Here is a 14618-nt window from a genome sequence, read left to right as displayed (position 1 = left end):
GATTCCTCTGCTCTCTACGGATGCTCCGGACCTCAGGTCGCGGACGACCCGGTCACTCGGCGACGGGCAGCCCGAGATCCTGCAGCGTGCTCACGGCCGAGGTCTGCGCGTTGCCGAAGACATCCGCAACCGTGGCGCTGCCGTCGGCCACGCCGGCCGCAGTCTCGCTCATGACGGTGAGCGACGCGAAGCCCGGCGCGTAGACGAAGTCGGGGTTCATGTTGCCGGACGCCGTGGCGAGCTCTTCGAGCACGTCCTGACCGCCGAACTGGCGCAGCATCTTGTCACTGGTGGCCGGGGTGCCGTTCGCCGCGACGACCAGGCCCTGCGACGCGAGATCATCGATCTGCGTGTTGAACCAGGCGTTGAACTCCATTGCCTCGACGGGGTGCTCGCACCCTGCCATCACCGCGACACCGGAGCCTCCATCGGCACCCGTCGTGGCACCGGCACCGAAGTCGGGGAGCTGCGCAACGCGCCACTGGCCCTCGGCGTCCGTGCCGTCGAGCGAGTCGAGCATGAAGCCGGCCTCCCACGCTGCGCCGACGTGGCCGATGAGGCTGCCGTCGTTGAGCGCCTGCGTGAAGCCCTCGCCCCAGCGCTCGGTGACGAGCGTCTCGTCGTTGTCGATCCGGTCCTGCCAGAACGCCGCAACACGCTCGCTGCCCTCGCCCTCGATGTCGACACTCCAGCCGCCCTCACCGGCGCCGAACCACTCGTCGCCCGCGGCCGCGGACTGCGCCGACAGCCAGTTGAGCGCCTCGTCCGGCGTGAAGGACGTCACGAACGCGCCGTCCGCGGCAGCGGTCTCGGATGCGGCCGCCAGATCCTCGAGGGTCTCCGGCACGGCGATCCCGAGGCGCTCGAACTCCGCCTCGTTGTAGAAGTAGACCAGGGGGCCCGTGTCCTGCGGCAGCCCGACGGTCGCGTCGCCCACGGTCACCAGCGAGTAGGCACCGGCCGAGAACTCGCTCTCGTAGGCGGCGGCCTCCTCGGCGACATCCTCCAGCAGGCCCTTGACGAACAGCTGGGGGATCTCGGCGTATCCAAGCTGCGCGAGGCAGGGGGCGTTGCCGGCGCCGACATCGGTCTCGAGCTTGAGGATCATGTCGGGGGCGGCGCCGTCGAACTTGGTGGCGGTGACCTGGATGTTGGGGTGCTCGGCGTTCCAGCGGTCGACGATCTCGGCGACCGGGGTCATGCCCTCACCGTCGGGAAGCCGGTGGAGGTAGCTGAGCTCGATCGGCTCGCCACCGCCCGCGGGAGCCGCACTGGGGTCGGCCTCGCCGGCGGTGCTGCTGCGCGCCGCAACGAGCAGTGCGGTGGCGGCCGCTGCAGCGACGGCGCGCGGGACACGAGTCCTGGATGTCATGGAATTCTCCTCGTTGAGCGTCGTTCCGCCCGTTCGGCCGTGAGCGCTCCCTCGCGGTTTCGAGGAGGCAATGCGGCGTTCCCTGAGTGGAATGTTTGCGCTCACAATACTACGGACAGCGGTCTGCGCCAACCTTTTCGGTCAGCTTTCGCCGCGCTTGAGCAACGCGAACATTCGGTGCTGCTTGCGGCGCAGCCGGGCGATCCCGCGGGCGAACGTGCGGCACGCACGACGAAGGCCCCGCATCCGTGGATGGCGGGGCCTCGGGCCTGGTGGAGACGGAGGGATTTGAACCCTCGGTCCCCTATTGGGGACTCCACCTTAGCAGGGTGGTGCACTAGGCCGGACTATGCGACGTCTCCTCGGCCCACCTGACGGCAGGCCAGCGGCCACTCTACCAAAGAGATGGAGGGTGGATGCGCGGCGGGGCGATGGGTGCCGTTCCGGTCTCGTGACGCGTGCGGCTGCGCCGCCCGCTCCTCGACCTACGGGACACCACCCGTGCGGCTGCGCCGCCCGCTCCTCGACCTACGGGACACCACCCGGGCGGCTGCGCCGCCCGCTCCTCGACCTACGGGACACCACCCGTGCGGCTGCGCCGCGCGCTCCTCGAGCTGCGAGGCGGCGATGGATCGTCAGCCGCCGAAGGGGACGACGCAGGACTCCTGCGCGGCGTCCTGGCCGACCACGCCCTCGAGGTCGCCGGTCGGCGTCGGCGTCGGATCGGCGCCCGGCGTCTCGACCGGCTCCGGGGGCTCGGTCGCCGCCGGTGTCTCCGCTCCCGGAGCGCCCGGCGTCGGGGTCGGCGTCGGCGTCTCGGAGGTCGATCCGATGCCGAGCGAGTCCTCGCCGAGCTCTATCGGCAGATCGAGGCGGATGCGTCGCATCAGCTCGTTCGCCGCCTGCTCGTCGGGATAGACCCGATTGCCCTCGAGCACGTTCGGGTAGAGCACGAACTGCATCGTCTCCAGCGGGATGTCCGCGAGCACGCGCGCCATCGACACCATGGTGCCCACGTTTGCCAGGCCGGAGGAGAGCGTCATGTTGTCGAGCGCGACCTGCGAGATCGCGTACAGGCGCGTGAGGTCGGTGAGCACCGCATCCGACTGCAGGGTGCGCACGAGCGACGAGAGGAACACCTGCTGCGAGGAGATGCGCGCGAGGTCGGATCCGTCGCCGACGCCGTGGCGCGAGCGCAGGAACTGCAGCGCCTGCTCGCCCTCCAGCTCGTACGTTCCCGCCTCCGGGATCTGCAGTCCCGTGTAGCTGTCGTCGATCGGGCCGGCGAAGCACACGGGCACACCGCCGACCGCCGTCGACATGCTGATGACCCCCTGGAACGTGATCATCGCCGCGTATGGCACGTCGATGCCGGTCAGGTCGGTGACCATCTCGGCCACGCACGACAGGCCGCCGCGCTCGAGCCCCTGGTTGAACTGGACATTGGAGGCCGCGGGCGTGGTCTCGCCGGTCTCCGGATCCTCACAAGCCGGGTAGTCGACGACCAGGTCCCGCGGGAAGGAGACGACGCGGGCCCGTTCGTGGTCGTCGCTGACATGCAGGAGCATCGTCACGTCGTTGAGACGGCCCTCGCCGTAGGCGTCCTCGCCGAAGTCGGAGCCCTGGCCCATCCGCTGATCCGAGCCCACGAGCAAGATGGTGAACCCACCCGCGTACGGGGCGAAGCCGGCCTGGGCCGGCGGCACGTCGCTGCCCAGGTCGACCGTGGCGATGCCGGTCGAGAGGCGCAGCACCGAAACACCCACGACGCCGACCGCCGCCACGAGCACCACGGAGAGCCCGAGCGCAAGCCAGCGGAAGAAGTGCCCAGCACCGGAGAGGCGGTGCAGTCGACCGTGACGAGGCACCATCGACGAGGTGTCCACGACGCTCGACGCGCGCTCAGCGCTCATCCGCGGCCCTCCCCTGCTGCTCGGCTGTGCTGCGGAGGGCGTGGGATTCGAACCCACGAGGCATCGCTGCCCACCGGTTTTCAAGACCGGCTCCATCGGCCGCTCGGACAGCCCTCCAGTGGCCGCCCGCGCGTGGCACGAAGCGACCTCCGCAAGATCCTACGGTGCGCGCGGGCGTCCCGCGCACGGCCATTGCGATCGAGGCGCCGCAGCGGGACCTCAGCGCGCTCAGCTGCGGACGAGCAGACCCTCCAGCAGCACGGCGAGGCCGTCGTCCTCGACCGTGGCGGTCACCTCGTTCGCGGCCGCCTTCACCTCGGGCGGCGCCTGACCCATCGCAACCGCGCGGCCGTTGCCCGCCACCACCCACTGGAACATGTCGATGTCGTTGCGGCCATCCCCGACCACGATCATGCGATCGCGTGTGAACCCCAGCAGCTTCGCCACCCGCTCGAGCCCTGTGGCCTTGTTGACACCGTCGGGCGCGATGTCGAGCCAGGACGAGTAGCCGATCGCGTAGGAGACCTTGTGCAGGCCCATCGACTCGACGATCTGGAGGAAATCGTCGACGTGGTGGTCGGGGCTCATGACGACGACGCGCATGGCTGGGATGCCCAGCAACTCCTCGAACTCGACCTGCTCCGCGTTGTCGAGGTCCCAGTCGAGCATGCCGTTCGTGAAGCGGCGGTGGCCGGCCGCATCCTCGACCATGAAGGACCCTGTCGGCAGCCCCTGGGCGATCGTGCGCAGCGCGGGCCCGGGGTCGAAGGTCTCCACGTGGATGGTCGCGTAGTGCTCGCCGCGCAGCTCGAGCACCTGCGCGCCGTTGGCGGCCACCAGGTGGGTGGGCTCGATCTGGAGGCGCTCGGCGGTCGACACGGTCGAGGGCTTCGAGCGGCCCGTGGCCAGCACGACCGAGTGGCCGGCGTCGACGACCGCTCGCACAGCATCCGCGACCCGCTGGGAGAGGGAGTCGTCCTCGAGCACGATCGTGCCGTCGATGTCGAGGCCGATCAGCAGGCGCTCCATCAGGCCACCGGCTCGATCGTCTGCATGCCGCCCAGGTAGGGCCGCAGCGCCTCCGGCACCCGCACCGAGCCGTCAGCCTGCTGATGCGTCTCGAGCAGCGCGACGATCCACCGGGTGGTCGCGGCGGTGCCGTTCAGCGTCGCGGCGGGGGCGGTCTTCCCGCTCTCGGTGCGGTAGCGCGTGGCGAGGCGACGCGCCTGGAAGGTCGTGCAGTTCGAGGTGGAGGTGAGCTCGCGGTACGTCTGCTGCGAGGGGATCCACGCCTCGATGTCGAACTTGCGCGCGGCGCTCGAGCCCAGGTCGCCTGCCGCGACGTCGATCACGCGATAGTCGAGCTCGCAGGCCTGCAGCATCCGCTCCTGCAGAGCCCGCATGCGGTCGTGCTCCTCCTCCGCAGCCTCCGGCTGCACGTACGAGAACATCTCGAGCTTGTTGAACTGGTGCACGCGCAGGATGCCGCGGGTGTCGCGGCCCGCAGAGCCCGCCTCGCGTCGGTAGCAGGTCGACCAGCCGGCATAGCGCTTGGGCTCGGCGAGGTCGACGATCTCATCGGCGTGGAAGCCCGCGAGCGCCACCTCGCTGGTGCCGGTGAGGTACAGATCGTCGGCCGGCAGGTGGTAGACCTCGGCCGCGTGCTCGCCCAGGAAGCCGGTGCCCTGCATGATCTCGGGGCGCACGAGGGTCGGGGTCATGAGCGGGGTGAAGCCGTCGGCCATCACCTGGTCGAGGCCCATGAGCATGAGCGCCAGCTCGAGCCGCATGCCGATGCCGGTGAGGTAGTAGAAGCGGGTGCCCGCGACCTTCGCGCCACGAGCGATGTCGAACGCATGCAGGCGCTCGCCGAGCTCCACGTGATCGCGCGCGTCGAAGTCGAGCGTGCGCTCGGAGCCGTGCGTCGAGAGTGTGACGAAGTTCTCCTCGGCCCCCGCCGGCACATCCGGGTGCACGATGTTGCCGATCCTCGAGACCGCTGTCTGGAAGGCGGCCTCCGCCTCGCTGACGCGCCCCTGCGCATCCTTCACGCCGGCCGCGAGCGACTTGCCCTGCTCGATGAGCGCCGGGCGCTCCTCCTTGCTGGCCGTGCCGACGAGCTTGGCGTGCGCGTTCTGCTCGGCCCGCAGGCCCTCGTACTCGGTGATCGCAGCCCGGCGAGCACTCTCTGCGAGCAGCGCTGCATCGACGTGCGCCACGGGGTCGCCGCGGCGCTCCTGGCTTTCCCTGACGAGGTCTGGCTGGTCGCGCAGCAGCTGAAGATCGATCACCCCTCCAGTCTAGGAGCGGCCCGGTGTGCGGTCGCCGCATCCCGCAGGAGGCGCGACGGGGCCCGAGGTACGCTTCGACCATGCGCGCAGGAATCGTGTACAACCCGGTGAAGATGGGCCGCGATCGGCTCGCCGCTGCGGTCGAGTCGGCGCAGCCGATCGAGTGGTCGGAGCCCGTGTGGTTCGAGACGGATGCCGATGACGCCGGCAGGGCCGCCGTGGACTCGGCGCTCGAGTCCGACATCGATCTGCTGCTCGTCGCCGGGGGCGACGGCACCGTGCGGGTGGCGGCCGATGCGATCACCGGCACGGATGTCGTCCTGGCGATCATCCCCGCCGGCACCGGCAACCTGCTCGCCCGGAACCTCGGCATCGACGTCACGAACCTGCGCAACGCCGTGCGCACGGCGTTCCAGGGTGAGGAGCGCGAGATCGATCTGGGCGAGCTCGAGGTCGAGGCTCCGGACGGCACGCGCTCCCGGCACGCCTTCGCCGTGATGGTCGGCTTCGGGCTCGACGCCGAGATGATCGACAAGACCGATGAGGAGCTGAAGAAGCGTGTCGGCTGGCTCGCGTACGTCGACGCCGCCGGCCGCGTGATCTCGGGCCTCGACAAGGTGCGCGTGCAGGTGCGCATGGACGGTGGTCGCACGGTGCGCTCGACCGTGAACACGATGCTGATCGGCAACTGCGGCACGGTCACGAACGGCATCGTGGTGCTGCCGGACGCCGTGATCGACGACGGCAAGCTCGACATCGCCCTCATCCGTCCTCAGGGGGTTCGCGGCTGGATGCAGGTGGTCGGCTACCTCACGCGCAACAACCTGCTCGTGACCAAGCTGCTGCGGCGCAGCGGTCGCCTGGGCCGCCAGCGCACCGGAGCCGCGCTCGGCTACGGCCAGGCGAAGGAGACGACAGCTCGACTCGAGGAGCCGCGTGCCGTGCAGGTCGACGGGGATGTCGTGGGCGAGGCGATCGCCCTGCGCGCCGTCGTCCGAGACGAATCGCTCGTCGTGCGCGTGCCGCACCGCCGCGCGCAGCAGGGCGTCGCGGTCTGACGCGTGCGCTGTGGCCGAGGCGCGACGCGCTCGGCTGTGACGGAGCGGCCGATCAGGCGTCGGGCTCCCCCGCGAGCAGGCCCCGCAGCCAATCGCGCGCGTCCTCGAACGAGCGGTCCGTGAAGCGGCGCTCGACGTGCGTCCGATCGCCGTCCGCTCGCGCGTAGGAGCCCAGGAACGTCACGTGCGGTGAGAAGCGCTTGAGGCCGAGCAGCGCGTCCGCGACCCGCTCGTCGCGGATGTGCCCATCGGCGTCCATGACGAAGCGGTAGCGGCCGAGGCGATCGCCGATGGGGCGCGACTGGATGAGCGACAGGTTCACCCCGCGGGTCGCGAACTGCTCGAGCATGTCGAGCAGCACGCCCGGCTCGTCGCTCGGCAGCTCGACCACGAGGCTCGTCTTGTCCGCGCCGGTCGGCTCCCCCGGAACCGCCGCGCGCCCGACGAACAGGAACCGCGTCACGGCATCCGGGTTGTCACCGATGCGATCGGCGAGCACCTCCAGCCCGTCGACCCAGCGGCCGACGGTCGGGGTCGACAGCGCCGCCTGCGCGGGACCCGATCCGAGCTCTGCAGCTGCGGTGACGTTCGACGCGGCCGGCAGGTGCGCGCGGCCGGGCAGCTCTCGCTGCAGCCACGCGGTGCACTGCGCCCAGGCGACCGGGTGCGCGGCGATCACGCGGATCTCGTCCAGGCTCGTGCCGGCGGGCGCGACCAGCGAGAAGTTCACGCTCACGACGTGCTCCGAGATGATGCGCAGGCCCAGGGTCGCCGCGAGCGCATCCTGCGCAGCCGTGACACCGCCCTCGATGGAGTTCTCGATCGCGATCATCGCGGCATCCGAGCGCCCGTCCGCCACCGCCGCGAGCGCCTCGCCGACGTTCGCGACCGGCATCCGCTCGGCACCCTCGAGCCCTTTCACCTGCTCGAGTGCGGCTTCGGTGAAGGTGCCGCGGGGGCCGAGGAACGTGACGACGCGCGGCTGGCTCATGCTCGCCAGCCTACGACCGCCGCACCGCCCCGACCGCGCCGCCGCTCACGACCCCAACCGCGCCGCCCAATCACCGCCCGCGCCGCCCCGCTCGCCGCCCGGGCCGCTGCACGACGCAAGCCCCGCCCGGGCCTCCCCCAACCACGCCCACCAATCCACGGTCCCCGTGGAAGCCCTCCACGCCAAGCTCGTGAACAGGCTCACAAGCACTAAGACCGACCGGCGTCGACCGCAGCACACCCAGCATGGCCCGCCACCAGACCCAGCCATAGCCCACTTTCGCCCATCCAAAGCGGCGCCCGCAGGGCGCCCCGCCAAGCTCGTGACGCGCGCGGCTGCGCCGCCCGCTCCTCGACCTGCGGGGGCGCCTCGACCCGCGGGCGTGCCTCGACCTGCGGGGGTGCTGCTCGTCGGTCGAGGAGCGCTGCGGCGCAGCCGAAGCACGTCACGAGACCAGAGCCAGCGAAGGGCCCCCGCCGATCGGCGAGGGCCCTGCACACATGGTCGGGGTGACAGGATTTGAACCTGCGACCTCGTCGTCCCGAACGACGCGCGCTACCAAGCTGCGCCACACCCCGGTGCTGCTTCGCCGAATGTGAGAACCGGCAGAGCAACCGCACCAGTCTACCCGATGTCGCGAGGCTGCAGCGACACGACGACAGCCTCCGGGGGAGTCCCGAGTCGGAACGGCGCGTAGATCGATGCGCCGATGCCCTGCGAGACGTTCAGCGGCACCGAGCGGCCCTCGTGGCGCCACCTGCTGAGCCCCGAGGCCTGGTCGCGCGGGATGTCGCAGTTGGTGACGAGCGCGTGCCCGCCCGGGATGCGGACCTGGCCGCCGTGCGTGTGCCCCGCGAGGATCGCGTCGGCACCGAGGTCGACGAACGCGTTCAGGATCCGCTGGTACGGCGCGTGCGTGACGCCGAGCGTGACGCGCGGGCCGTCGCCGACGGCCTTGCGCATCCGGGAGATGGCTGTCTCGGTCTGGTCGAGCCGATCCCAGTGCCGGTGCGCGTCCGCGACGCCGAACGCGGCGACGGTCGTGCCGCGCACCTCGATGGCTCGCGCCGTGTTGTTGAGGTTCAGCCATCCGAGGTCTTCGAAGGCCCGCTCGAGACCCGCTGTGTCGAGGCGCTTGGGAGGACTGCCGCTGGGCTTCGACGGCCCGCCGAAGTACCGCAGCGGATTCTTGTACTCCGGCCCGTACACGTCGTTCGAGCCATGCACGAAGAACCCCGGCACACCCTGGAACACTCGCAGAGCGTCGGCCAGTGCGGGCAGCGCAGCCGCGTGACCCAGGCTGTCGCCAGTGTTGACGATCAGATCCGGTTCGGTCGTCGTCAGCCCGGCGAGCCAATCGAGCTTGTCGGTCTGCCACGGCGCCAGGTGGATGTCGGCCAGATGCAGCACCGTGATCGGTCGCGCGCCGCGGGGCAGCACATGCAGCGTCTCCGTGCGCACGCGGAAGGCCCGCGGCTCGACGGCGGTCGCGTAGGCCGCAGCGGCGGCGCCAGCGGCGAGCACGCCACCGATCGCCGCGCCGAGCGCTCTCGGGCTAGCAGCCAGGGTTGCCTCCTGCGGCATTCGTGCCGACGACCACCGAGATCGGATCGCCCGGTGCGCCCGGCGATTCGGCTTCGGGGTTCTGCGCGAGCACCGTGCAGACGTTCGCCTCGCCGTGGTCCTGCCAGGTGATCTGCATCAGATCGGCGTTGAACCCGGCGCCAGACACGGTCGACCTGGCGTCGGCCAGCGTCTGGCCGACGAGGTTCGGCCAGGTGGCGGCCCCCGGCGCCTCGGTCGCCTCCGGCTCTGCGTCGGGCGAGAGCCCGCCGTTGGACGGGTAGATGATGATCGGCGTCTGCGTGGTCACGAGCGAGCCGGCGCCCGGCGCGGTGTACTCCACGATCCCCTCAGCCTGCAGACCCTCGATCGGGTCCGCCACCTGCACCGTGAAGCCAGCGGCCGTCAGGGTCGCCTCCGCGTCCGCGACGCTCTGGCCGGCCACGTTCGGCAGCTCGCTGGCGTTGCCCCGCAGCGTGTCCTGGTCGGGGGAGAGGAACTCGCCGCCGGGGTAACGGTTGATCGCCTCACCCATCGCCGCGGTGAAGATCGACGATCGCACGTTCCAGCGAGCCTCCAGCGAGTACTGGTTCTTGATGTTGCCGACCCACACCGAGGTGGCGACCGTCGGGCTCGCGCCGTTCACCCAGGTCTGGATCACGTTGTTCGTGGTGCCCGTCTTCGAGATGACCGGCGTCTCTCCCGGCGGGTTGTTGATCGGGTTGCGCTGCGTGACCTCTTCGAGCACCAGCTGCATGACCGACGCGACCTCCGGCGTGATGGCCTGGTTGCAGTCCTGGCCGGGAGGGGCCACCTCGGTGCCGTCGCGGGCGACGATGCGGTCGATGGCGATCGGCTTGCACGCGACACCGCCGTTGGCGACGGTCGCGAATGCGCTGGCCATGCCCATGGGCGTCACGGTGGAGCCGGAGCCGATCACGGCGGGAGCGAAGATGTCCCACTCGCCATTGGCCGGGTAGGTGCCCATCCGCTCCGCCGTGTCGTGGATGTCGCATAGGTCGAGCTCGCTCGCCATGCGCGCGATCCCGGTGTTCACCGAGTTCACCATGATCTCGGTCGGCGTCATCCGGGCATATTCATTGCCCTCGTTGTTCTGCGGGTCCCACGGTTCCGAGACCAGGCCGGTGCACTCGGCCTTGAACGCGCCCTGCGGCCATTCTTGTCGGGTGGCGTCGAGCTGCTCGTTGACCGAGTGGCCGTCGATGATCCACTGCGCGAGCGTGAAGATCTTGAACCCTGAGCCCGGCTGGAAGCCGGTCGACGTGCCATGCGCAGCATCGGCGTTGAAGTTCACGCTCGTTGCGGTCGGCGGCGCATCAGTCGTGGGGTAGAAGTCCTTGTTCTGCACCATTGCGAGGATGCGGCCCGTGCCCACCTCGAGCTGCGTCACCGCAGCACCGGAATCCCAGCGGGTCTCGTCGTTGGGCACCAGCTGGTCGACGGTGCTCTGGACGGAGTCGTTGAGTCCGAGGTCGATCGACGTGTAGATGCGGTACCCGCCCTGGAAGAGCGCTGCCGCGTTGTCCTCCTGCGAGGCACCGAGGATGTAGTGGCCGTCGACCTGGTCGCGCTGCAGCACACGGGTGACGTAGTCGCAGAAGAAGCGCGCAGACTCGTAGCCGGTGATGCAGCCGTTGTCGGCCGGCTGGATGTCGACGAAGTTCTCATCCACCGGGATGGCGAGCGCCTCGTCGCGCTGCTCTGCGGTGATGAGGCCCTCGCTAGCCATGTTGCGGATGATGAAGTCGCGTCGCTCCTGGTTGCGCGGCCAGTTCTCGGCGTTGAACAGGTTGCGGATCGACGGGTTCTGCACCGTGGCGATGAGCGCGGCCGACTCGGCGATCGTCAGCTGCGAGGCGGGCTTGTTGAAGATGCGCTGCGAGCCCGACTCGATACCGTAGATGTTGCCGCCGAAGTTGGCGATGTTCAGGTAGGCGAGGACGATCTCGTTCTTCGTGTACTCCTGCTCGAGGCCGATTGCGAGACGCATCTCGGCGAGCTTGCGCTGGTAGCTCTCCTGATACTGCTGCGCGTAGGTCTCCTCGTCACCGCGGACGAAGGCGTCCATGGCGATCTGCTGGCGCACGAGCTGCATGGTGAGGGTCGAGGCACCGGAGTCGCCGCCGAAGCCGAGCTGCGACATCCCCGCTCGGATCACCGACGGGGCGTCGACGCCGCCGTGCTGGTAGTAGCGGCGATCCTCGCCGGCCACGAGCGCGTTGACCGCGGTCGACGGCACATCGCTCCACTGCAGCACCTGGCGATCCTGGGCGTAGAACTGCGCGATCTCGACCGGCTGGCCGTCGCGCACGCCGTAGATGCGGTTGCGCGCCGCCTGCTGGTTGATCTGGGCGTAGGAGGGCAGGCTCTCGAAGAGGTCGAGGCCGCTGTTCGCCGCGCTCGAAGCGACCGCGAGAGCAGGGGTCAGCGTCGCCGAGATGAGGATTCCGGCGATTGCGGAGAACCCGATGAGCCCGAGCAGGGAGCCCAGCAGGCTTCCTGGCTTGTGTCGTGATGCAGCCATAGCATGTCAGGGTACGGGAACAACCTATGAGGGCAGGGGACGACAGACCATGTCGAAGACCATCTGGGAGTATGCGACCACGCCGCTCCTCATCCACCGCGAGACCGCCATCCTGAACACCTGGGGCGGCGACGGATGGGAGCTCGTGCACGTCGCGAACGGGCCAGAGGGCGGCATGGTCGCGTTCCTCAAGCGCCCCGTGGAGTCGGGTGGCGAGGCGTGAGCGTTGCGCAGCGACTCGCGGAGCTCGGACTGACGCTGCCCGCGGTGGTGCCGCCGGTCGCCTCCTACGTGCCCGCGGTCTCGGCAAACGGCTTCGCCTACACGTCGGGGCAGCTGCCGATGGTGGACGGCGCGATGGCGCATGTCGGCAAGGTCGGCGCAGAGGTGTCGCCGGAGGATGCGCAGCGGGACGCGCGCCAGTGCGCACTGAATGCGCTCGCGGCGATCGAGGCCGAGATCGGCTCGCTCGATCGCGTGACCCGCATCGTCAAGGTGGTCGGATTCGTCGCGTCGGCTGAGGGCTTCCGAGGCCAGCCCGGAGTCGTCAACGGTGCCAGCGATGTGCTGGGTGAGATCTTCGGTGACGACGGGCGTCACGCGCGCAGCGCCGTCGGCGTGGCCGAGCTGCCGCTCGGCGCACCCGTTGAGGTCGAGCTGATCGTCGCCTACGCCTGAGCGACGCTTCGTAGGTCGAGGAGCGGAGCGCGCCGCGTGACGAGACCTTTGGCCGTTCGGTCTCGTGACGCGCAGGGCCTGCGGCCCGGCGCTCCTCGACCTACGGGGGCGTGCTCGGTCTCGTGACGCGCAGGGCCTGCGGCCCCGCGCTCCTCGACCTGCGAGGGGGATGGCTGCGGGAGGGCCGACGCCCCCCGTAGGTCGAGGAGCGGCGCGCGCAGCGCGCCGCGTCACGAGACCGGGTGCACGCGGTGGCTCAGCGCATCTGCGACTGGATCGCGTCGACGACCGACTGATCGGCGAGCGTGGTGGTGTCGCCCAGCGTGCGACCCTCCGCAAGGTCGCGCAGCAGTCGCCGCATGATCTTGCCGGAGCGCGTCTTCGGCAGGTCGGGCACGATGAACACCTGGCGCGGCCGGGCGATCGCTCCGATGTCCTTCGACACGTGCTGCCGCAGGATCTGCTCGGCCTCCTCGACGGAGTGCTCGCGCGACGCCGACTCCTTCAGGATCACGAAGGCCACGACCGCCTGGCCCGTGGTCGCATCCGTCGCGCCGACGACCGCCGCCTCCGCGACGCCGTCGTGCCCGACCAGCGATGACTCGATCTCTGCCGTCGACAGGCGGTGGCCCGACACGTTCATGACGTCGTCGACGCGCCCGAGCAGCCAGACCTCGCCGTCGTCGTCCTTGCGCGCACCGTCGCCGGCGAAGTACTTGTCGCCGAACTTCTCCCAGTAGGTCTCGCGGAATCGCTCGTCGTCGCCCCAGATGGTGCGGAGCATCGCCGGCCACGGCTCGGTCGCGACCAGCAGCCCGCCGTCGCCGTTGCCGACCGAGTTGCCGCTCTCGTCGAGCACGTCGACCGCGATGCCGGGGATCGGCACCTGCGCGCTGCCGGGCTTCAGCGTCGTCACCGAGGCGAGCGCCGAGATCATGATCGCGCCGGTCTCGGTCTGCCACCACGTGTCGACCACGGGCGTGTGCCCGCCGCCGACGACGTCGCGGTACCACATCCACGCCTCCGGGTTGATGGGTTCGCCGACCGTGCCGAGCACGCGCAGGCTCGACAGGTCGCTCGTCTGCGTGTGCTGGCGCCCCAGCTTCATGAACGTGCGGATGGCCGTCGGCGCCGTGTAGAAGATGGTCACGCCGTAGCGCTCGATGATCTGCCACGGGCGCTCCGGCGTCGGGGTGTCGAAGGTGCCCTCGTGCATCACCTGCATGGTGCCGTTGGCCATCGGTCCGTAGACGACGTAGCTGTGGCCGGTGACCCAGCCGATGTCGGCGGTGCACCAGAAGACATCCGACTCGGGCTTCAGGTCGAACACGTGCCGGTGCGTGAACGAGGTCTGGGTCAGGTAGCCGGCGCTGGTGTGCAGGATGCCCTTCGGCCGCCCCGTCGTGCCGGAGGTGTAGAGGATGAAGAGCGGATGCTCGGCGGGGAACGCCTGGGCGACGTGCTCGGCCTCGGCATCCGCCATCGCCTCGTGGTACCAGACGTCGCGGCCGGGGGTCCAGTCGATCTCGTTCTCGCCGCGCTTGACGACGAGCACGTTCGTGACGCCGTGGCCGGGCTCGCGCAGCGCCTCGTCGACCGTGGGCTTGAGCGCGAAGACCTTGCCCTTTCGCCAGGCACCATCGGTGGTGATGACGAGCGTCGCGCCGGCGTCGTCGATGCGACCGCGCAGGTTCGAGGGGCTGAAGCCGCCGAAGACAGCGGTGTGGATGGCGCCGATGCGGGCGCATGCGAGCATCGCGGCGACCGCCTCCGGCAGCATCGGCAGGTAGATCGCGACGCGGTCGCCTGCCTTGACGCCCAGCGACGTGAGCACGTTCGCGAGCCGTTTCACCTCAGCGGTCATATCGGCGTAGGTGATCGTGCGGCGGTCGCCGGGCTCGCCCTCCCAGTGCAGTGCGACGCGGTCGCCGTTGCCCGCCTCGACGTGCCGATCGAGGCAGTTGACCGCCACGTTGAGCGTGCCGTCGGCGAACCACTTCGCGTGCGGCGGCTGCCAGTCGAGCACCTCGGTGAACGGCGTCTCCCACTGCAGCTCGCGCGCCTGCTCGGCCCAGAACGCCAGTCGGTCCTCGTCGGCGCGCTCGTACAGCGCGGCGGACGTGGCCGAGTCGCCCGCGAGCGCCTCGGGGGGCGCGAAGCGGCGGGTCTCGTTCATGAGATGGTCGATGCGGTCAGACACAGGGGCT

Annotated in this window: 11 protein-coding genes and 3 tRNA genes; 3 read left to right on the top strand and 11 right to left on the bottom strand. The window is 70.1% G+C overall.

Annotation, left to right across the window (positions count from 1 at the left end; translation table 11 throughout):
• Positions 1 to 52 precede the first annotated feature (52 nt).
• The 6 genes from ACJJVL_RS13555 to serS all read right to left on the bottom strand — a co-directional run bounded on the left by ACJJVL_RS13555 (position 53) and on the right by serS (position 5576).
• A complete protein-coding gene (locus ACJJVL_RS13555) occupies positions 53 to 1372 on the bottom strand; it encodes an ABC transporter substrate-binding protein (protein WP_405219502.1) in 1320 nt (439 codons plus the stop codon).
• 270 nt (positions 1373 to 1642) lie between these two features.
• Positions 1643 to 1734: transfer RNA gene (locus ACJJVL_RS13550), tRNA-Ser, on the bottom strand.
• 273 nt (positions 1735 to 2007) lie between these two features.
• Positions 2008 to 3285 carry an LCP family protein gene (locus tag ACJJVL_RS13545; protein ID WP_405219500.1) on the bottom strand — a complete coding sequence of 426 codons (1278 nt, stop codon included), beginning with the start codon at positions 3283 to 3285 and terminating at the stop codon, positions 2008 to 2010.
• 32 nt (positions 3286 to 3317) lie between these two features.
• Positions 3318 to 3402: transfer RNA gene (locus ACJJVL_RS13540), tRNA-Ser, on the bottom strand.
• Positions 3403 to 3513: 111 nt separating this feature from the next.
• Entirely contained in the window at positions 3514 to 4314 is an 801-nt protein-coding gene (locus ACJJVL_RS13535; RefSeq protein WP_405219498.1) for an HAD family hydrolase, read from the bottom strand.
• Positions 4314 to 5576 carry a serine--tRNA ligase gene (gene serS / locus ACJJVL_RS13530; protein WP_405219496.1) on the bottom strand — a complete coding sequence of 421 codons (1263 nt, stop codon included), beginning with the start codon at positions 5574 to 5576 and terminating at the stop codon, positions 4314 to 4316. Before serS ends, ACJJVL_RS13535 begins: the two co-directional genes overlap by 1 nt.
• Positions 5577 to 5656: 80 nt before the next feature.
• On the opposite strand from serS, the gene ACJJVL_RS13525 reads away from it, so the two are divergent.
• On the top strand, positions 5657 to 6634 hold the full coding sequence (locus ACJJVL_RS13525; RefSeq protein WP_405219494.1) for a diacylglycerol/lipid kinase family protein: 978 nt from the start codon (positions 5657 to 5659) through the stop codon (positions 6632 to 6634).
• A gap of 52 nt (positions 6635 to 6686) precedes the next feature.
• Here ACJJVL_RS13525 and pheA read toward each other — a convergent pair whose 3' ends face one another.
• From pheA to ACJJVL_RS13505, 4 genes are all read right to left on the bottom strand, one after another.
• Positions 6687 to 7625 (bottom strand): prephenate dehydratase, encoded by a 939-nt coding sequence (gene pheA / locus ACJJVL_RS13520; RefSeq protein WP_405219492.1) that lies wholly within the window; start codon positions 7623 to 7625, stop codon positions 6687 to 6689.
• 501 nt (positions 7626 to 8126) lie between these two features.
• Positions 8127 to 8203 (bottom strand) — tRNA-Pro (locus ACJJVL_RS13515).
• A gap of 46 nt (positions 8204 to 8249) precedes the next feature.
• Complete coding sequence (locus ACJJVL_RS13510) at positions 8250 to 9209, bottom strand: metallophosphoesterase (RefSeq protein ID WP_405219490.1); 960 nt, start codon at positions 9207 to 9209, stop codon at positions 8250 to 8252.
• Positions 9181 to 11733, bottom strand: coding sequence for a transglycosylase domain-containing protein (locus ACJJVL_RS13505; RefSeq protein WP_405219488.1), 2553 nt, complete (start codon positions 11731 to 11733; stop codon positions 9181 to 9183). The genes ACJJVL_RS13510 and ACJJVL_RS13505 overlap by 29 nt, the downstream gene beginning before the upstream one ends.
• Positions 11734 to 11782: 49 nt before the next feature.
• Here ACJJVL_RS13505 and ACJJVL_RS13500 point away from each other — a divergent pair, with 49 nt between their 5' ends.
• The gene (locus ACJJVL_RS13500) at positions 11783 to 11956 is read left to right on the top strand and encodes a hypothetical protein (RefSeq protein WP_405219486.1); all 174 of its coding nucleotides are present in this window, start codon (positions 11783 to 11785) and stop codon (positions 11954 to 11956) included.
• Positions 11953 to 12411 carry a RidA family protein gene (locus ACJJVL_RS13495; RefSeq protein WP_405219484.1) on the top strand — a complete coding sequence of 153 codons (459 nt, stop codon included), beginning with the start codon at positions 11953 to 11955 and terminating at the stop codon, positions 12409 to 12411. Before ACJJVL_RS13500 ends, ACJJVL_RS13495 begins: the two co-directional genes overlap by 4 nt.
• A gap of 256 nt (positions 12412 to 12667) precedes the next feature.
• Here ACJJVL_RS13495 and acs read toward each other — a convergent pair whose 3' ends face one another.
• Complete coding sequence (gene acs, locus ACJJVL_RS13490; protein ID WP_405219482.1) at positions 12668 to 14611, bottom strand: acetate--CoA ligase; 1944 nt, start codon at positions 14609 to 14611, stop codon at positions 12668 to 12670.
• Positions 14612 to 14618 lie beyond the last annotated feature (7 nt).

The organism is Agrococcus sp. Ld7 (assembly GCF_045064095.1).
Classification (GTDB): Bacteria; Actinomycetota; Actinomycetes; order Actinomycetales; family Microbacteriaceae; genus Agrococcus.
The sequence above is the reverse complement of the archived record's forward strand: the minus strand, read 5'-3'. Positions and strand labels throughout refer to the sequence as shown.